Origin of the sequence: Duganella sp. sic0402, assembly GCF_019219065.1 — a bacterium.
Lineage (GTDB): Bacteria > Pseudomonadota > Gammaproteobacteria > Burkholderiales > Burkholderiaceae_D > Rugamonas.
In genome coordinates this window covers 1164192-1180789 of the sequence record NZ_JAHUWK010000001.1, presented here as the reverse complement: position 1 = coordinate 1180789, position 16598 = coordinate 1164192, and the positions used below count along the sequence as shown (strand labels likewise).

Sequence of the window (16598 nt, the reverse complement as noted above, 5' to 3'; positions counted from 1 at the left end):
CAGGTGTTATTATAAAAACATCAAAAGAGGGGAGTATGGATACGATAGTTCCCGAATTGCCAGGTTTGCCAGCCTTTGCCGGGCACGCGGCGCCATATGCCACCCTGGATGGCGAGCCTGCGCCAGCGTATTTCAACGCGCTCTACCTGTTGGCGCCGGTTGGCTATTTCGTCCTGTCCTTCGATGCCACCATCTTGCAGATGAATGTGGTGGGTGCCGACCTGCTGGCCCTGCCGCGCGCCAATCCCGAACGCGCTGCCTTGCGCGAGTTTATCGCGCCGCGCTTCCACGGGGATTTCGACCGCTTCCTGCGCCGTGCCATCAGCAGCGGCCAGCCCGAGCATTGCAATCTGCAACTGCTGGCGCCGCGCGGTCTTGGCCCGCAAGGCGTGCCGGTGTCGCTGTGTGCCAGCCTCGATAGCAGTGGGCAGGCCGTGCGTGTGCTGCTGGAGCCGGCTGAGGGCAAGCTGGCCGCGCTGGAACGCAGTGAGGAGCGCTTTCGCCACATCGTCCATAACGCCGCCGAGGGCGTTTGGGAAATTGACGCCACTGCCCGCACCAGCTTTGTCAATCCGCGGATGGCGCAGATGCTCGGCTACGCCATCGAGGAAATGCTGGGGCAGCCGCTGGTGGCCTTCATGGACGAGGAGGGCCGCGCCATCCTCGAACGCAATATCGCACGCCATCAGCAGGGCCAGGCTGAGCGCCACGAATTCAAGTTTTTGCGCAAGGACGGCAGCGGACTGTGGGCGACACTGGCCATCAATCCGCTCTTCGACGCCAGCGGCGCCTATCGCGGTGCGCTGGCGCTGGTCAGCGACATCACTACCAGCCGCGCCACCGAGAAGCTGATCTGGCAGCAGGCCAATTTCGATGCGCTGACCACGCTGCCCAACCGCCACATGCTGCTGGAGCGGGTGGCCCAGGAAATGAAGAGGAGTCGCCGCGAGGAGGCGCCGCTGGCGCTGCTGTGCATCGGCCTGGATGGGGTCAGGGAAGTCAGCGACACGCTCGGGCGCCAGCAGGGCGACGCGCTATTGGTGGAGGCGGCGCGCCGGATTGGCTTGTGCGTGCGTACTTCGGACGCCGTGGCGCGGCTGGACGGGGATGCGTTCTGCGTGATTCTGTGCGGGCTGGAGCAGGTGAGCAGCATCGACCGCATCGTGCAGAATTTGCTGGCGATGCTGAACCGTCCATTTACGCTGGGGACGGCACAGGCGGCAATGTCGGCCAGCATCGGTATCGCGTTGTATCCGGACGACGCAGCAGACGCGGACGCCTTGCTGGGCAATGCTGGCCAGGCGATGCACGCCGCCAGGCAGGGCGGTGGCAACCGCTACAGCTATTTCACCGACGACCTGCAACTGGCGGCACAGCTGCGCCAGCAGATGACGCTGGACTTGCGTTGCGCGCTGCAGCAGCGCCAGTTCGAGCTGCACTATCAGCCCATCGTCAACCTGCGCAGCGGCAAGATCGAGCGGGCCGAGGCGCTGTTGCGCTGGCGCCATCCACAGCGCGGCTTGCTGGCGCCGGCCGCGTTCCTGCCCTATGCGGAATCCGGCGGCCTGATGCTGGAGATCGGCGACTGGGTGTTCCGCCAGGCTTCGGCCCAGGCCAGGCACTGGCAAGACGAATTGGGCGCCGGTTTTCAGGTCAGCGTCAACCAGTCGCTGGCGCAACTGCGCGGCGATACCGCGATGTATGTCGAGTGGCTGCGGCATGCAGCCAGCCTGGGGCTGCCACCACGTAGCATCATGCTGGAAATTAGCGAAAGCGCCTTGCTGGACGGCGCCGCCCGCACCACCGAGCGCTTGCGGGAGCTGCGCGAGATGGGGTTGCAGGTGGCGTTGGACAATTTCGGCGCTGGCTATGCCTCGCTGTCGCACCTCAAGCATTGCGGCATTGACCAGCTCAAGCTGGATCATAGCCTGATTCAGCATCTGGCGTCGGACAGCGGCGACCTGGCGATCTGCGAGGCGCTGATCGTGATGGCGCACAAGCTGGGGTTGCGGGTGGTGGCCGAGGGCGTGGAAACAGCCACCCAAAGCGGCTTGCTGGTGATGATGGACTGCGACTACGCCCAGGGCTATGTGTTTGCCGGTGCGCTACCGGCAGACGAGTTCGGCGCGCTGGCGCGGCGCGGCCTGCAACTGCTGCATTGAAGGGAGTTAACGCAGGCTGAGCAGCGACAGCACGCGGTCGCGGCTGATGCCGGCCAGCGCCGACGTGATCGACAGCAGCGACTGGTAGCCGGGCTGCTTGGTGGTGCTGACAAAATTCTGCGCCACTTGCGCCATGCCACCACCGCTTTCGGCCGGCGCCGCGTTTTGCACGCGCGCCGCCACCTGCGCCAGCGCCTGGCGCACCGAAGCAATCGACTGTTCCACCTTGGCCAGCGCACCAACCACCTGGGCCAGCGTGGAACGGATCGATTCCGCGTCAGTGACTTGCCAGGTGTCTGGTTCCACTTGTGCGCTTGCTGCCTCAGCCTTGACGCGGTTCAGCTGGCCGGTAGGGAAGCGGATGCCGCCGCCTTGCACGGCGATGGTGTCGCGTACATTGGTCCATTGCGACTCCGGCGTGGAAAACTCCAGCTGGCCATCGTCATTGATGCGGGTGCGCACGCCAGCCGGCGACAGCGCCTCGTCGAAGCGTTGTGCGATCTGGGCGTCGCTCAGGCCGGGTTCCAGCACCACCGAGCGCACATTCTGTCCGCCGCCGACCGACACCGCCACCACTTCGCGCGCGCCGCTGCGCAGATTGGCCAGGTTCATGCCGCGCACGGTGAAGGTGGTGTTGCTGCCCTTGGCGTTGTATTGCAGCTGCGCGTCCAGCGTGCCGCCGGAGGCGCCGCTGCGGTTGCGCCAGCTGTTGCTGAACTGGCGCACGCGCGCTTCCAGCGCGCCGTCGGCGCGCTGGCGGTTGGCCAGGCGGCTGCTCAGGTCAGCCTTCAGATTGCGTAGCTGGGCCGCGCTTTGTTCGAGGAAGTCGAGCGCTTGCTGGGCACCGGAAATATCGCCCTGCAGCGGCTGGTCCCAGTTGCTCAGTCCACGGCGCAGCGGGGCGGCTGCATTGTGCGTCGGCGTGACCGGCGTGGCGGTGGCGGCGTTTTCGCCGTTCAGGCCCAGCGAGGTGCCGTCCACGGCAGCGGCATTGCCCGCATTGCCGGCCTGTGAGCCAGGAACAATGACTTGCGGCGTGGAGGTGGACGTGATTTGCATACGCTGACCGGACTAAATAATTACAGGACGTTGAACAGGGACAGATTGCTGATCTTCGCGTAAGCCTTGTACGAAGCCTGCAGTGCGTTATTGTAGCCGCTCAGTTCGGTCGCGGCCTCGGCCATGTCCAGCGAGCCCAGATCGATGATCGCGGTCTTGTTCGACAGGCTGACGCTGGCGTGATTGCCGTCCAGCGTGGCCATGACATTTTGTGCGCCGCCGAAGCTGGCGATCTTGCCGGCCATCAGGTCCAGCGTGGCCATGGCGCCTTCCATGTTTTCTTTCAGCGTGGCTTGCAAATCGATGCCCGGCGCCCCCTGGTTGGACAGCGCGTTAATGGTGCGGTCCATCATGTTCAGCAGGTCTTCCAGGCCTTTCACGTCAACGTTGACGGTTTGCGTGATGCCGTTGCCGACCACCGATTTCTGCTCATTGGTGTTGCCCTCGAAAGTGTAGCGCGGATCGCCGTTCTCATCGAATTTAATGGCAGGGGTGTCGGTCAGCGTGCCGGAAAAGATGTAGCGGCCTTCCTGGTCCTTCTGGTTGGCCGAGTAGAACAGGCTGTCGCGCAGCGAAGTCATGCTGGTCACCATCGACTTCAAGTCGTCCGGCGTATTGCTGGCGTCGGAGGCCCAGACCAGCAGGTCGTGGCTCTGGGTGATGTCGTTGACCATACTTTGCATATAGGTCTCGTTGCTGGCCAGGCGGATCTTGATGGCGGCGATATTGTCGCGGTACTGGCCGACAATCGCTTCCTCGCGGTCCAGGCGCGACAGGCGCACAGAAGTGACCGGATCGTCCGAAGGCACCTGAATTTTGTTGCCGCTGGCCATGCGCGCGGTCAGCGACGCCAGCGCGTCCTGATTGAGCGACAGGCTGCGGGTCATGGTGGCCTGGAATTGGCTGGTGGCGATACGCATCTTTTCTACTCCTTAACCGAACATGGACAGCGTGGCGTCGAACAGCGTGTTGGCCACGGCGATGACCTTCATGTTCGCTTGGTACATATTCTGGAACTCCATCAGATTGATGGCTTCTTCGTCCCCGTTGACGGCGCTGGTCGACTTCCAGTCATCCTCGGCTTGCGAGCGGATGGTGGTAGCGGTCGCCAGCTGTGCCTTGTTTTGCTGGCTGTCGATGCCCAGCTTGCCGACCAGCTGGGTGTCGGCATCGCCCAGCAGCACCTCGCCCAGCGAAGTCAGGGTGATTTTCTGGCCCTTGATCGCCACCAGGTCTTGCAGATTGCCACTGTCGCCCGGCGTGCCATCGCTGGAGAAGGCCAGGTCGGTGGTCTTGAAGCCTTCCTTGATACCCAGCAGGCCGGTGGCGCTGGTCGGGGTGAACACCAGCAGGTCCTCGCCCGGCGAGCCATCGCTCTTGCTCCCGTTGCCCAGCACGGTATTGATCTTTTCGGTCATCTGCTGGGCGATCTCGCGGATCGAGGTCTGCAGCGGCAGCAGGGTGTTGGTCTTGTAGTTGCCCAGGCCGCCCAGCTGGCCGCCGACGGCGGTCTCGTCCAGCGGGAACTTGGTGTTCTGATAGTTCAGCATCAGCACCGGCACGGTGATCGGGTCGCCGGCTGGATCATCCGGATTCGGCACGCTCTTGTTGGCGAAGTTCAGCGTCGATGAGCCAAAGCCGACCACCAGCGGCTGGCCGCTCTTCAAGGAGACATTGACGCTGCCGTCGGGATTGCTGACCACTTCCACGCCGACCTGGCGCGAGACGGTGTCGATCAGCTGCTCGCGCTGGTCCATCAGCGCCGAGGTGTTGGTGCCGCTGGAACCGACCGAGACGATTTGCTTGTTCAGCGAGGCAATGCTGGCCAGCGATTCATTCAGCGACGGCAGGATCGCGGTCTGCTGTTGCTGTACCGAGATCACCTGATTGGCGGTGACGCTATAAATCGAGTTGAACTGCTGCGCCATCGAGTCGGCGGCGGTGATCACCTGTTGGCGCAACGGGCTGGAGGTCGGGTCGACGCCGGCCGCGTTGAGCGCCTTGAAGAAGTTGTCGATGCCATAACTGATGCTGGACTTGCTGCCGCTCATCACGGTTTCCATTTGCGTCAGATAAGGCTGCACCTGCTCGCGGTAGCCCATTTCCGAATTCGAGCGCCACATCTGTTGCAGCTTGTAGGAATCGCTGAAACGCAGCAGGGAGCCCACTTGCACGCCATTGCCCGGCGACAGATTGCCGGCGTCAGTGGCCACGGCCTGCAGCAGTGCACCCTGGCGGGTGTAGCCCTTGGTCTGCACGTTGGCAATATTTTGACTGACGGTGTTCAGGGCAGCCTGGGCGGCCAGGGCGCCAGACAGTGCGTTGTACGAAATGGTCATGGTGCGGGTCTTTCCTGGTGAAGTCCGAAGGGCCCGTGGTGCGCTGCGACAGGGCTGGCGCCCACCGGTCCGATATCAGTAATGGGCGACCATTTATTGCTGCTGATTAAGCGTTTTGCTGTTTAAATTTTGCGAGTCGGCAACATTGCCTGTCGGCGCAGCTTGTGCTTGCGGCAATGCTTGCTGCGACGGCTGTGGTAGCAACTGGCGCAGGATCGCATCGGCCACGCCAAACGCGCGGCGATTGGCCAGCTGGTCGGCCACCAGGTTGTCGGCCATGTCCAGCATATCGTCGTTGATGCGGCTCTTGTTCGGGCTGTCGTCGGCGGCGAAGGCGCGGGTGCCGTCGCGCATCTGGTGGAGCATCTTGCCGATGAAGAAACTTTCAAACTTGACTGCCGCCTCGGTGGCTTTGGCGCGGTAGGCTGGATCAACCGTGTCGCCGGCCTGTGCCGGCAGTGGCGCCACTGCGTTCGGACTCAGTTGGCCGGCGGTGCCGTTGGCAAGCAGGCGGGCGGTGGAAAACTGGGCGTTGTCGTAGCTCATGGGATTCCTCAAATAACGACCAGTTCGCCTTCGATGGCGCCGGCCTGGTCGAGGGCTTGCAGGATGGCCATGATGTCGTCGGGCGTCGCGCCCAGGCTGTTGACCACGTCAATGATGGTTTGCAGCTTGGCGCCGGCCGGCCAGTTGAACATCTGCGCCGGCCCCTGGTCGGCACTGACCTGGGATTGCGGCGAGGCGACCGTCGAGCCGCCGGCCAGCGCGTTTGGCTGGCTGACCTTGGTCGATTCGGAAATCACCACCTTCAGCGAGCCGTGGGTGACGGCGGCGGCGCGCACGCGCAGGCCTTCAGCAATCACCACGGTGCCGGTGCGCGAGTTGAACACCACTTTCGGCGCGTCTTCGCCGACATCCACGCTCATCGATTCCAGCTTGGCCATGAAGGCCACGCGCTGGGTCGGATTGTTCGGCGCGACCACATCGACGCTGGTAGCGTCGCTGGCGGTGGCGATGTCGCCAAAGCGCTTGTTGATCGAGTCGACGATATTGATCGCGGTCTGGAAGTGCGGATGGCGCAGCGACAGACGCACCGTCGGCTTGCTGTTGAAGTCGGTCGGGATTTCGCGTTCGATATTCGCGCCGCTTGGAATACGGCCGGAGGTAGGCGTGTTGACGGTAATCGACGAGCCGGACTTGCCTTGGGCGCTGTAACCGCCCACCACCACATTGCCTTGCGCCAGTGCGTAGGTTTCGCCGTCGGCCGCGCGCAGCGGAGTCAGCAGCAGGGCGCCGCCGCGCAAGCTCTTGGCGTCGCCCATGGACGAAACCACCACGTCGATCGACTGGCCTTTGCGGTAGCCGGGCGGGAACACCGCCGACACCATCACGGTGGCGACGTTCTTGGATTTGGCGTCCGTGCCGTCCGGCACCTTGACGCCAAACTGCTTCAGCATATTAATTACCGACTGGCTGGAGAACTTGACCTGGGTCGAGTCGCCGCTGCCGTTCAGGCCGACCACCAGGCCGTAGCCGACCAGCGGATTGTCGCGCACGCCTTCGATGGCAACCAGGTTGCGCAGCGCCTGCGCGGCTTGCACTGGCAGCGTGGCGCCCACGGTGAGGCTCAGGGTCAGCGACAAGGCGATAAGCTTGCGGAATTTCATGGGGTCACCCGTCTTTCAAGTAAAACTCAGAACGGCATCAGCGGGCCGGCGAAGAAACGCGTCAGCCAGCCTGGCTGTTGTACGTCGGCCAGCGTGCCTTGCGCCGAATAGGCGATGCGCGCATTGGCGATGCGTTGCGATGACACCTGATTGTCGGCGTCGATATCGGCCGCGCGCAGGTAGCCGCGCAGGCGCACGAATTCTTCGCCGTTGTTCAGTGTCAGGGTCTTCTCGCCGGAGACGCGCAGCAGGCCGTTCGGCAGCACTTCCTGCACGATCACGGTAATCGCGCCGCTCAGTGCGTTTTGCTGGGTGCTGGTGGAGTCGCCGGTGAAGGTGTTGGATGCGCCCAGGCCCAGGCTGGCTTTCGGGAAAGTCTTGCCGAGCAGGTTAGGCGCGTTGATATTATCGGCCGATTCTTTCGAGAAGCTGGTGCCGGCTTTCTTGCTGGCCTGCGTGGTTTCCTGCAGGATGATGGTAACGATGTCGCCGACGCGGAAGGCGCGGCTGTCCGAGGTCAGCGACAGCCCCAGGTCCGGGCTGAACACGCCGCCCGAGACGCCGCGCGGCTGGGCAGTGCGGTTGACGGCCGGCGGTTCGTCGGACGGGCCGGGACGCACCGCCGGCGGCTGCAATACGGAGCAGCCGGCCAGCGACACGGTCGCGAGCAGGGCGGTGACGGCTTTTTTCATCAGCGTGCTGCCTGCGACAGGTATTGCAGCATATTGTCGGCTGCCGACAGCACCTTGGTGTTCATCTCGTAGGTGCGCTGGGCGGCGATCATGTCGACCATTTCTTCCACCACTTGCACGTTCGAGCCTTCCAGCGTGCCTTGCTTGATCTTGCCCCATTGCGCGGTGCCTGGCTGGCCTTCGGTCGGGGTGCCGCTCGACGGGGTTTCGGCAAACAGGTTTTCGCCCAGGGCCAGCAGGCCGGTCGGATTGATGAAGGAGGTCAGCGTCAGCTGGCCCAGCTGCTGCGGCGCGACGTTGTCGGCCACCTTGGCGGAGACGGTGCCATCTTCGCCGATCGACAGCGCGGTGGCGTTGGCCGGCACGGTGATCTGCGGGATCAGCGGCAGGCCGCCGGCGTTGACCAGGATGCCATTGGCGTCGACCTGCAACTGGCCGGCGCGGGTGTAGGCGGTGGTGCCGTCAGGCTGGCGCACCGACAGGAAGCCGTTGCCCATCACCGAGATGTCCAGCTCGCGGCTGGTGGTTTGCAGGATGCCCTGGGTGAACACCTTCTGGGTGCCGACCATGTGCACGCCGTTACCCAGCTGCACGCCGGACGGCGCCAGGGTGTTGTTGTCGGCGCGCTGCGCGCCCGGCTGCGCTTCCACCGAGTAGAACAGGTCTTCGAACACCACGCGGTCGCGTTTGAAGCCGACGGTGTTGGCATTGGCGAGGTTGTTGGCGATGGTTTGCAGTTTCTGGTCCTGCGCCTGCACGCCGGTCTTGCTGATCCACATTGCTGGATTCATGATTTCTCCCTGGTGGAATGAGGTACGCTAGGTTAGTTACCGCTGACGAGGCGGTTGCCGGCTTGAACCATCGAGTCAGTCGACGAGAACAGCTTCATCTGGATTTCAAAAGTACGGTTGAGACTCATCACCGCGACCATTTCCTCGACCGCCGAGACATTGCTGCCTTCCAAATGGCCGGCGCGCAGCACCACGGTCGGGTCGGTCGGCAGCGGATTGCCGTCGCGGGCGACGATCAGCCCGGCTTCGTTCTTGGTCAGCTCGGAGGCTTCGGCTTTCACCAGGCGCAGCTTGTCGATGGTCTGCATGGTGGTGGTGCCTGGCGCCTGGATCGAGATGGTGCCGTCGTTGCCGATTTCGATGCGGGTGTACTCGGGCAGCGTGATCGGACCGCCTTCGCCCAGCACCACATTGCCGTTGACGCGCAGCGTGCCGTTTTCATCCAGCACCATGGCGCCGGCGCGGGTGTAGGCTTCGCCGCCGGCGGCGGTCTGCACCGTCAGGAAGCCGTTGCCGGCGACCGCTACGTCCAGGTCGCGGCCGGTGCCTTTCATTACGCCCGGCTTGGTCGAGACGCTGTTGGCCTGCATTTGCGACAGGTGGCGGTCGTCGTAGCCGTAGCCGTTGACCGCCTGCGCCGACGACTGCTCCATATTGGCGCGGAAGCCATTGGTGTCGGCGTTGGCCAGGTTGTTGGCGTGTACCTGCTGGCCACGCAGGGCCCGTTCGGCCCCGCTCATAGCGGTGAAAATCAGCGCATCCATGTGTCAGCCTTCGATATTAAATAGCCTGCATCAGCGATTGCAACATGGTGCTCTCGGTCTGGATGACCTTCGAGTTGGCCTGGTAGTTGCGCTGCGAGGTCATCAGGCCGACCAGTTCCGAGGTGATGTCGACGTTGGACTGTTCCAGCGTGCTGACATTGATCTTGCCGTTGATGCCGACGCCGGCCACGTCGGTATTGGCCACGCCCGATTCGTTGGAGGCGATCCAGCTGGTGTCGCTGACCTGGGTCAGGCCGCCTTCGTTGGCGAAGGTCGCCAGCACCACTTTGCCGACCGTTTGGGTCAGGCCGTTGCTGTACTTGGCGATCACCGAACCGTCATTGCCCAGCGAAACGCCAGAGAAGGTGCCAGCCGAATAGCCGTCGGTCGGGGTGTTGGTGGCGGTCGATGGCTCACCCGAGAAGAAGGTGGTGCCGGTGTAGTCCAGCGTCACGGCCGCCATTTTGGAGCCGCTGACGAAGTTCGGCCATGCATTAGGGTCGGTGGTGTCCACAGCTGCCAGGTCGATCAGGGTGGTGATCTTTGGAACGGCAGGATCGTCCGGGATCAGCTGGCCGGTGCTGGTGTCGAAGTTCAGTACCTTCGGATCGCCAACCGCATTGCCGTCCAGCGCGTAGTTGACGGTGACCACGCCTGGTGCGGTCAGGCTGAAGTACTGGGTCAGCGAGTGCTGCTTGCCCAGCGTGTCGTACAGATTGGTGACCTTGGACATATTGTAGGTGTCAGCATCTGGCGGGGTGTCCGGGGTGATCGGTGCGGCACCAGGGAAACCGGCGACGACCTTCCAGTCGGACGACAGGTTGCCGATGTAGCTGGCGGCGGTGGTCACCTGGGCAGGAATCGCGCCGTTCGGGATTTTCAGGTCGCCCTCGGCGCCCAGTTCGGTGCTTGGCGGCGTCATCGCGCGGCCTTGCACTTTGCGGCCGGAAGCGTCCACCAGGTAGCCGTCAAGCGAGGTGTCGAAGATGCCGACGCGGGTGTATTGCAGCGAGTTGTCGCTGGCGCGGGTGACGAAGAAGCCGCGGCCGCTGATCGACGCGTCCAGCGAGCGGCCGGTGTTCAGGATGCCGCCCGACAGGCCGATGTTCTGGGTGACCGAACCGACTTGCACGCCGTTCATCTGGTTGCCTGCCACCAGCGTGGCGAAGTTGGCGCGGTTGGCCTTGTAGCCATAGGTACCGGCGTTGGCGATGTTGTGGCTGGTAACGTCCAGCGATTCGTTGATGGCCTGGATGCCCGACAATGCGATATCAAAACTCATGATGGATCTTCCTTAAAGAGTAGATTGCGTGGCGGTCGCAGGACCGTTGAATGCGGTAATAGCGGCGGTGGAGGTCTCGCCGACGTTGGCAACGTTCAGCACCACGCTGCCGGTGGCGCTCAGGCGCACGCTGTTCAGGCGGCCCTGGATATCGATGGTCGGCGTGGTGCCGCTGCTGGTGGTCACCTTCATCGTATAGCTGCCTTCTTCCAGGCCCAGCTTGGCCGGGTCGATGGTGAACGGCACCGTGCCCGGTGCTTGCACGCCCAGGTTGATGCTGTGCTCGACGCCGTCGGCGCCGGTCAGCACCAGCTTGGTGGCGCTGCTGGAGGCTTCCAGCGTGATCTGGCCCTCGACGGCGGTTTTGCCGTCCAGCTTGACGGTCTCGGTTTCCGCCATGACGTTCGAGCCGACCTGCTGGCCCAGCGACAGCACCTGCATGCTTTGCAGGATGCTGGAATTGGCGCTGGTCAGGTTGGACAGGTTCTGCAGCGTTTCCGTTTGCGACAGCTGGGTCAGCTGCTGGACGAATTGTGCCGGATCGGTTGGCGACAGCGGGTCCTGGTTGCGGATCTGCGCCACCAGCAGTTTGGTGAACATATCCGACGCTTCACTGGCGCTATTGCCGGTGATGCTGGTGCCGCTGGTGGCCGCCGTATTGGTGTTGCCGTTGTTGAGGAGACTGACTGCCATGACTTAGCCTTCGCCGAGTTTGAGGAGGGATTGTTGCATTCCGCGGATGCGGCCGAGGACTTCGACATTGGTTTCGAAGGCGCGCGAAGCGGCCATCATGTCGGTCATCTCGGCCACCTGGTTGACGTTGGGGTAGAACACCATGCCTTCGGCATTCGCCATCGGGTTGCCTGGCTCGTAGACCTGGCGCAGCGGCTCGGCCGACTCGACCACGTCCAGCACCTGCACCTTGCCGCCGGCGCTGTTCATGCCCTGTGGGCTGTCGCTCATCACGGTGGCGAACACCGGCTTGCGCGCGCGGTAGGTGTCGCCCTCGGTGGCGGCCACCGAGTCGGCATTGGCCAGGTTACTGGCGATGGTGTTGAGACGCACGGTCTGGGCAGCCATGGCCGAACCGGCGATCTCGGAAATATTCTTAAAGGACATAAACTACGCTCCTGTCGGCGGCTTATTGGCCGGCAATGGCTTTGGCCAGGCCTTTGAACTTCATATTGGCGAAGGTCAGGCTGGTCTGGAAGTCGGTGGCGTTTTGCGAGAAGGCTGCCTGTTCGACGCCGATCTCGACGGTGTTACCGTCGCGGGTAGGGTGGAAGGGCACGCGGTACATGCGCGCGCTGTCGCCGCCATCGCCCAGGTCGCCCTGGTCCAGCGCCTGCTGGTTTGCCATCGCGGCACTGAAGTCCATATCCTGCGCCTGGAAGCCGGGCGTATTTTCGTTGGCGATGTTGGCCGCCAGGATGCGCGTGCGTTCAGCGCGTAACGCCAGCGCGTCACCGTGTAGCCCTGCCGCATCTTTGAAGTTAATGCCCATAATCTTCCCCTGTGTGGACGTTGCAGTAAAACACGTTTTCATCAGCTACAACAGCTACCTGCCATGTAGAATGACGGCCGAGCGCTTCCCGCGCGACCATCTCCGGCATCATAGTAGAGGTATTGCTCATGTTCAACAAATCTATTGTAACTGTTTCGGCCGGAATGTTGCTATGTTGCATTCCATTTTCTTCGGCATTTTCTGCTGGTGCGCCAGTCGCGGCCGAGCAGGTGCCGTCGATTGTCGAGGCTGCGGCGCGCAAGCACGTCGAGCGCTGGGTCGCTGGCGCCGGCCTCAGCGAGCCGCAATTTTCCATCAGCGTGGTGCCGGGAGCCCGGCCGTTGACGGCTTGCAGCGGGCCAGTCACGGCGCAGGGCGCGGATACGCGGCTGCCGAGCCGCATGCGTTTCGTCGCCGTTTGCGCCGGCAACAATGGCTGGCGATATGAGTTCATCGTGCGCGCGCAAGTATCGGCACGGATTGCGGTAATGGCAAGTGACTTGGCGGCAGGGAAAGTTCTGGCAGACGAAGATCTGTTGCTGGAGCGCCACGATATCTCGTCGATCAGCGACAGTATTGCCGATCCGCAGGACGCGGTTGGCATGAGCGGTAAGCGCACATTGCGCGCCGGCGAGATACTGCGCAAGAATTTGCTGATGTCGCCGACGCTGGTCAAGCGCGGCGAGCCGGTGCGCATCGTCGCGCGCCATGAGCAGATCGAGGTGACCATGGCGGGCGATGCATTGGATGCGGGCGGCCGTGGCGATACGGTGCGGGTGCGTAATTCGAATGGTACGGTGATACGCGCCAGGGTGACAGGCGCGGCGACGGTGGAACCTGTCACGCTGCCGGTCACTGCTATTTCTCCGCGGGAGTAGGGCTGAGGCTGCGCTGCAGTTGCGCGGCTACCTTGCTCAGCTTGTCTGCATAATTTGGATCTGTGGCATAGCCTGCCCTGGCCAGTCCGCTGGCGAAGGCGCGGGCATCGCTGCCGGTGTTGAGGGCCGCCGCGTAGCGCGGATTGCTGGTCAGCAGATCGGCATAGTCGCGGAAGGCGCTGGCGGTGTCGGGATAGCTGCGGAAGCGCTCGGTCTTCCTCAGCATGGCGCCATGTTCATATTCGGTGGTGCTGGCGACGGCCACATCGCCCTGCCAGCCGCTGCCGGCCTTGATGCCGAACAGGTTGTTGGCGTTGGCGGCGCCGTTCTTCAGTGGCTGCTTGCCCCAGCCGGATTCCAGCGCGGCGTGCGCCGCCACCAGCGCTGGCGAAATACCCAGCTTGTCCGCAGTTTCCTGCGCCCAGGGTTTGATCGCGGCCAGGAATTGCTGCTGGGTGTCGCTGTCTGCACCGCTGCCTTCTTCAGCGATGCTGCCGGCGGCGCGGTTGCGCAGCGCCATCGCCTGCAAGCTCATGGCCTGGGAAGAGGGCACGGCGTCCTGGCGGAAGCCGCCATCGCCGTGGCTGATATAGCTGGCCACGTCGGCCTGTACCTGCTGGAATGCGCTGTTGAAGGCGCCCGCAGGCGCAAAACCGCCAGTGGCCGCGGTAGGGCGGCTGGCGGTGATATTGGAAACAGTGGCGGCAGTGGGTGCGGTCGCTTGCATGCCGCTAAGCTGGCGCATAAATTTGCTCCTCGCCATGCAGCACGCGCTGCATGATGGTGTATTGCTCAGCCAGTAAATCGCCATTGCGCTTGCTGAGGCGCTTGCACTCGGTCACTGCTTGCTCCAGCAATGACCAGTCCGCTTCCATTTTCTCTCGCGCAGTATTTTTCAGCAAGGCGAATGCTTGTGCCATATTGCCAGTTTCACCAACTAAACGTTGTACCAGCGCCACGCGCTCGGCGCGGCGTTGCTCCATTGCGTCAACTAGCGCGCTGATAGCGTCGGCGGCAGCGGCCAGTTCGCTGGATTTGTGGCGCAGCGCCGCTTCAAATTGCTGTTGCAGCGCCTGCTGTAGCTGCGCATAGGCTTGCAGGTCGGCGGCGATGCCAGCCAGCAGCAGACGCATCGCGTCCTGTCGGCTCATGCTGCTGATATTCACTGCTCACTCCCGTGGAAACGCTGGATCAGACCGGCCAGCTTGGCAGGATCGAAGGGCAGCTCGCCCTTGGCCAGCGCGTCGCGCAGCTGGTCGACTTTTTCCTGGTCGATTTCCGGCATGTCGCGCATGGCTTGCAGCGCTGGCTGCATCACCGCCGATTGCAGCGGCGCCGGCGTTGGCGCGACGATGGCGTCAGGAGCGTCCACCGGGGCGCTGTCGGCCACGCGCTGGACGGCCAGACCGTCCGGGGTCGATGTCGGGATTCTCATGCGGCTACCTCTTGTTGGCTTGGTTTCCATACGTCAGTCTTATTTGTTGCGGCGCGGGTCGCGTAACGGGGTCTCAGCCTGGCCGTTGAGCTGGTTGCGCAGTTTTTGCAGCAGTGTCGCGTCCGGCAATGCGGTGTCCACATCGTGGATCAGCGCAGTGCTGTTTTCCGGCATGCCGAACATCGCGGCGATGGTCTTGGCTTGCGCGGTGGTCAGTATCAGCAGTTCGATGCGGCGGTTGATGCCGGCGTCGGCGCGCTTCACGTCCAGCGGCGCGCGGTCGGCCATGCCCACCACTTGCAGCACCGATTCCGGATTCATCGAACCGGCCAGCAATTGCGAGCGGGCCGACATGGCGCGGTTGGCCGACAGCGTCCAGTTGGAGAAGGCGGCGTAGCTGGTGTCGGCGTATTGCAGCGAATCGGTGTGGCCGACGATCAGCATCTGGTTTTCCATCTGCTTGAACAGCGGGCCCATCTTGCGCAGCAGCGCGCGGAACTTGTCGGTCGGCACGGCGCTACCGCGCACGAACATGCCCTGACGGTCGGTGTCGTGCATCATCACGCGCAGGCCGTAAGGGGTAATTACCGCTTCCAGATTGGAGGTCAGGCCGAATTCGGCGCTCATCCGCGTCAGTGCGCGCGACAGCGCTTCCAGGTCGGCCGGGCTGTCGTATTTGACCTTGGCGGCAGGCGCGGTCGGCGTTTCCTCGGCCGCTTCCTTGGTCGCTTCGTCCGTGGTTTCCGCCTTGGATTTCTGCTTGCCTTCGGCTTCGGTATTGCCGAAGTGCGGCATCGGGAAGCGGTCGATCAGGCTGCCGCGCGGGCCGCCGACCTGCTCGGGCATCACGCCCTTGCCCTGGTCGGTCTTGGCGCCGTCGGCCTCGGTCAGGATCTGTTCCAGCGATTCGGTGTTACGCGCCGCCATCAGCCACAGCACCAGGAACAAACACATCAGCGCGAGACAGAAATCGGCGAAGGCTACCTTCCAGGCGCCGCCGTGGTCATCGTGCTTGTGCTTGCCGCCACCGCGCTTGACGATGGTCTGGTCATGCGCCTTGTCATGCGGCTTTAGCACCACGGCCTCCACGACGCGAGTCATCGGCTGGCGCGCTGTCGCGGCCTTCCAGGTCATTGATCCAGCGTTCCAGCTGGGCGAAGCTTGGCTTGATGTTCAGCGCCACCAGGCGGCGGCCGGCGTCGATTGCCAGCAGCGGCGGTTTGCCGGCCACGTGCGTGACCAGCACCACCTTGACGGTTTCCTTGTTCGAGGCTTCCGAATTGATGAGCTGTTTCATCATATTGCACAGCGGGTCGATCAGGCCGTAGCAGAAGAAAATACCGATAAACGTACCGACCATGGCCGCGCCGACGTGCTCGGCGATCTCGCCCGAGGTCGCGCCTTCGTTCACGGTATTCATGGTGATCACGATGCCCAGCACGGCGGCCAGAATGCCGAAGCCCGGCATCGCCTCGCCGATCTTGCCGAGCGACTTGGCCGGCTGTTCCAGCTCGGTGTGGATGGCTTCCAGTTCCTGCTCCAGCACGCCTTCCAGCTCGTGCGCGTTGATCTTGCCCATCGCCATCAGGCGGAAATTGTCGACGATGAAGGCCAGCAGTTTCGGCTCTTCCAGCACGCGCGGATAGCGCTGGAACAGCGGGCTGTCCTTCGGCGCTTCGACGTGGGCGTCCAGCGCCTTCAGGCCGCCGGCCGCCAGTTGCAGCAGTTCATACATCAGCAGCAGCAGCTGACGCTGGAATTCGGAGTCGTATTTCTTCTTGGTGATGATCTTTTTAATCTGCGTCATCATCTCCTTCAGCACATGGCTTGGGTTGCCGATGACCAGCGCGCCCAGGCCGGCGCCGGCAATGACGATCAGCTCGATCGGCTGCCAGATCTGATGGAATGCGCCGCCCATCATGAAGAAGCCGCCGAAGACGCTACCTAAAACTATGAGAAGACCGACTATTTGCTGCATGATGATTCGCCTTTCCGCGTCATTTTTCTATTCCCTGGGTGCCACGC

General features: G+C 63.2%; 19 protein-coding genes. 2 read left to right on the top strand and 17 right to left on the bottom strand.

Translation table 11 applies throughout. From position 1 onward, the window contains the following. Positions 1-35: 35 nt before the first annotated feature. Positions 36-2162 carry a bifunctional diguanylate cyclase/phosphodiesterase gene (locus tag KW842_RS05125; protein ID WP_218302971.1) on the top strand — a complete coding sequence of 709 codons (2127 nt, stop codon included), beginning with the start codon at positions 36-38 and terminating at the stop codon, positions 2160-2162. Between the two features lie 6 nt (positions 2163-2168). On the opposite strand, the gene KW842_RS05120 is transcribed toward KW842_RS05125, so the two are convergent. The 12 genes from KW842_RS05120 to flgB all read right to left on the bottom strand — a co-directional run bounded on the left by KW842_RS05120 (position 2169) and on the right by flgB (position 12260). After that, positions 2169-3221, bottom strand: a complete 1053-nt coding sequence (locus KW842_RS05120) for a hypothetical protein (RefSeq protein ID WP_218302970.1) — start codon at positions 3219-3221, stop codon at positions 2169-2171. A gap of 20 nt (positions 3222-3241) precedes the next feature. After that, positions 3242-4141, bottom strand: coding sequence for a flagellar hook-associated protein FlgL (gene flgL, locus KW842_RS05115; protein WP_218302969.1), 900 nt, complete (start codon positions 4139-4141; stop codon positions 3242-3244). Between the two features lie 12 nt (positions 4142-4153). After that, positions 4154-5560 carry a flagellar hook-associated protein FlgK gene (gene flgK, locus KW842_RS05110; protein WP_218302968.1) on the bottom strand — a complete coding sequence of 469 codons (1407 nt, stop codon included), beginning with the start codon at positions 5558-5560 and terminating at the stop codon, positions 4154-4156. A gap of 93 nt (positions 5561-5653) precedes the next feature. Continuing rightward, on the bottom strand, positions 5654-6106 hold the full coding sequence (locus tag KW842_RS05105) for a rod-binding protein (RefSeq protein ID WP_218302967.1): 453 nt from the start codon (positions 6104-6106) through the stop codon (positions 5654-5656). Positions 6107-6114: 8 nt separating this feature from the next. Beyond that, positions 6115-7227 carry a flagellar basal body P-ring protein FlgI gene (locus KW842_RS05100; protein WP_218302966.1) on the bottom strand — a complete coding sequence of 371 codons (1113 nt, stop codon included), beginning with the start codon at positions 7225-7227 and terminating at the stop codon, positions 6115-6117. Between the two features lie 26 nt (positions 7228-7253). Then, positions 7254-7919, bottom strand: coding sequence for a flagellar basal body L-ring protein FlgH (flgH, locus tag KW842_RS05095; protein ID WP_218302965.1), 666 nt, complete (start codon positions 7917-7919; stop codon positions 7254-7256). Continuing rightward, complete coding sequence (flgG, locus tag KW842_RS05090) at positions 7919-8710, bottom strand: flagellar basal-body rod protein FlgG (protein ID WP_218302964.1); 792 nt, start codon at positions 8708-8710, stop codon at positions 7919-7921. The genes flgH and flgG overlap by 1 nt, the downstream gene beginning before the upstream one ends. Positions 8711-8742: 32 nt before the next feature. Further along, the gene (locus tag KW842_RS05085) at positions 8743-9474 is read right to left on the bottom strand and encodes a flagellar basal body rod protein FlgF (RefSeq protein WP_218302963.1); all 732 of its coding nucleotides are present in this window, start codon (positions 9472-9474) and stop codon (positions 8743-8745) included. Positions 9475-9490: 16 nt separating this feature from the next. Further along, complete coding sequence (locus tag KW842_RS05080) at positions 9491-10756, bottom strand: flagellar hook protein FlgE (protein WP_218302962.1); 1266 nt, start codon at positions 10754-10756, stop codon at positions 9491-9493. 12 nt (positions 10757-10768) lie between these two features. Next, positions 10769-11449, bottom strand: a complete 681-nt coding sequence (locus KW842_RS05075; protein WP_218302961.1) for a flagellar hook capping FlgD N-terminal domain-containing protein — start codon at positions 11447-11449, stop codon at positions 10769-10771. 3 nt (positions 11450-11452) lie between these two features. Then, positions 11453-11875 (bottom strand): flagellar basal body rod protein FlgC, encoded by a 423-nt coding sequence (gene flgC, locus KW842_RS05070; protein ID WP_218302960.1) that lies wholly within the window; start codon positions 11873-11875, stop codon positions 11453-11455. A 22-nt stretch (positions 11876-11897) separates the two neighbouring features. Continuing rightward, positions 11898-12260, bottom strand: coding sequence for a flagellar basal body rod protein FlgB (gene flgB, locus KW842_RS05065; RefSeq protein ID WP_218302959.1), 363 nt, complete (start codon positions 12258-12260; stop codon positions 11898-11900). A gap of 230 nt (positions 12261-12490) precedes the next feature. On the opposite strand from flgB, the gene flgA reads away from it, so the two are divergent. Then, positions 12491-13138 carry a flagellar basal body P-ring formation chaperone FlgA gene (flgA, locus tag KW842_RS05060; protein WP_373925130.1) on the top strand — a complete coding sequence of 216 codons (648 nt, stop codon included), beginning with the start codon at positions 12491-12493 and terminating at the stop codon, positions 13136-13138. Here flgA and KW842_RS05055 read toward each other — a convergent pair. From KW842_RS05055 to motA, 5 genes are read right to left on the bottom strand one after another with little or no spacing between them, the layout of a single operon-like run. Further along, entirely contained in the window at positions 13119-13883 is a 765-nt protein-coding gene (locus KW842_RS05055) for a glucosaminidase domain-containing protein (RefSeq protein WP_218302957.1), read from the bottom strand. The genes flgA and KW842_RS05055 overlap by 20 nt on opposite strands. Then, positions 13870-14304: a flagellar export chaperone FlgN gene (gene flgN / locus KW842_RS05050; protein ID WP_373925129.1), complete on the bottom strand. Its 435-nt coding sequence runs from the start codon at positions 14302-14304 to the stop codon at positions 13870-13872. Before flgN ends, KW842_RS05055 begins: the two co-directional genes overlap by 14 nt. After that, entirely contained in the window at positions 14301-14573 is a 273-nt protein-coding gene (gene flgM / locus KW842_RS05045; protein WP_218302956.1) for a flagellar biosynthesis anti-sigma factor FlgM, read from the bottom strand. Before flgM ends, flgN begins: the two co-directional genes overlap by 4 nt. Positions 14574-14612: 39 nt before the next feature. Further along, positions 14613-15707, bottom strand: coding sequence for a flagellar motor protein MotB (locus tag KW842_RS05040; RefSeq protein WP_229223477.1), 1095 nt, complete (start codon positions 15705-15707; stop codon positions 14613-14615). Beyond that, positions 15634-16551 (bottom strand): flagellar motor stator protein MotA, encoded by a 918-nt coding sequence (motA, locus tag KW842_RS05035; RefSeq protein WP_090178974.1) that lies wholly within the window; start codon positions 16549-16551, stop codon positions 15634-15636. The genes KW842_RS05040 and motA overlap by 74 nt, the downstream gene beginning before the upstream one ends. Positions 16552-16598: the final 47 nt, after the last annotated feature.

What these genes read in the sequence shown, in the direction of transcription:
- KW842_RS05125 (WP_218302971.1), top strand. Translation starts at nt 36, where the DNA reads ATGGATACGATAGTTCCCGAATTGCCAGGTTTGCCAGCCTTTGCCGGG.
- KW842_RS05120 (WP_218302970.1), bottom strand. Translation starts at nt 3,221, where the DNA reads ATGCAAATCACGTCCACCTCCACGCCGCAAGTCATTGTTCCTGGCTCA.
- flgL (WP_218302969.1), bottom strand. Translation starts at nt 4,141, where the DNA reads ATGCGTATCGCCACCAGCCAATTCCAGGCCACCATGACCCGCAGCCTG.
- flgK (WP_218302968.1), bottom strand. Translation starts at nt 5,560, where the DNA reads ATGACCATTTCGTACAACGCACTGTCTGGCGCCCTGGCCGCCCAGGCT.
- KW842_RS05105 (WP_218302967.1), bottom strand. Translation starts at nt 6,106, where the DNA reads ATGAGCTACGACAACGCCCAGTTTTCCACCGCCCGCCTGCTTGCCAAC.
- KW842_RS05100 (WP_218302966.1), bottom strand. Translation starts at nt 7,227, where the DNA reads ATGAAATTCCGCAAGCTTATCGCCTTGTCGCTGACCCTGAGCCTCACC.
- flgH (WP_218302965.1), bottom strand. Translation starts at nt 7,919, where the DNA reads ATGAAAAAAGCCGTCACCGCCCTGCTCGCGACCGTGTCGCTGGCCGGC.
- flgG (WP_218302964.1), bottom strand. Translation starts at nt 8,710, where the DNA reads ATGAATCCAGCAATGTGGATCAGCAAGACCGGCGTGCAGGCGCAGGAC.
- KW842_RS05085 (WP_218302963.1), bottom strand. Translation starts at nt 9,474, where the DNA reads ATGGATGCGCTGATTTTCACCGCTATGAGCGGGGCCGAACGGGCCCTG.
- KW842_RS05080 (WP_218302962.1), bottom strand. Translation starts at nt 10,756, where the DNA reads ATGAGTTTTGATATCGCATTGTCGGGCATCCAGGCCATCAACGAATCG.
- KW842_RS05075 (WP_218302961.1), bottom strand. Translation starts at nt 11,449, where the DNA reads ATGGCAGTCAGTCTCCTCAACAACGGCAACACCAATACGGCGGCCACC.
- flgC (WP_218302960.1), bottom strand. Translation starts at nt 11,875, where the DNA reads ATGTCCTTTAAGAATATTTCCGAGATCGCCGGTTCGGCCATGGCTGCC.
- flgB (WP_218302959.1), bottom strand. Translation starts at nt 12,260, where the DNA reads ATGGGCATTAACTTCAAAGATGCGGCAGGGCTACACGGTGACGCGCTG.
- KW842_RS05055 (WP_218302957.1), bottom strand. Translation starts at nt 13,883, where the DNA reads ATGCGCCAGCTTAGCGGCATGCAAGCGACCGCACCCACTGCCGCCACT.
- flgM (WP_218302956.1), bottom strand. Translation starts at nt 14,573, where the DNA reads ATGAGAATCCCGACATCGACCCCGGACGGTCTGGCCGTCCAGCGCGTG.
- KW842_RS05040 (WP_229223477.1), bottom strand. Translation starts at nt 15,707, where the DNA reads ATGACCTGGAAGGCCGCGACAGCGCGCCAGCCGATGACTCGCGTCGTG.
- motA (WP_090178974.1), bottom strand. Translation starts at nt 16,551, where the DNA reads ATGCAGCAAATAGTCGGTCTTCTCATAGTTTTAGGTAGCGTCTTCGGC.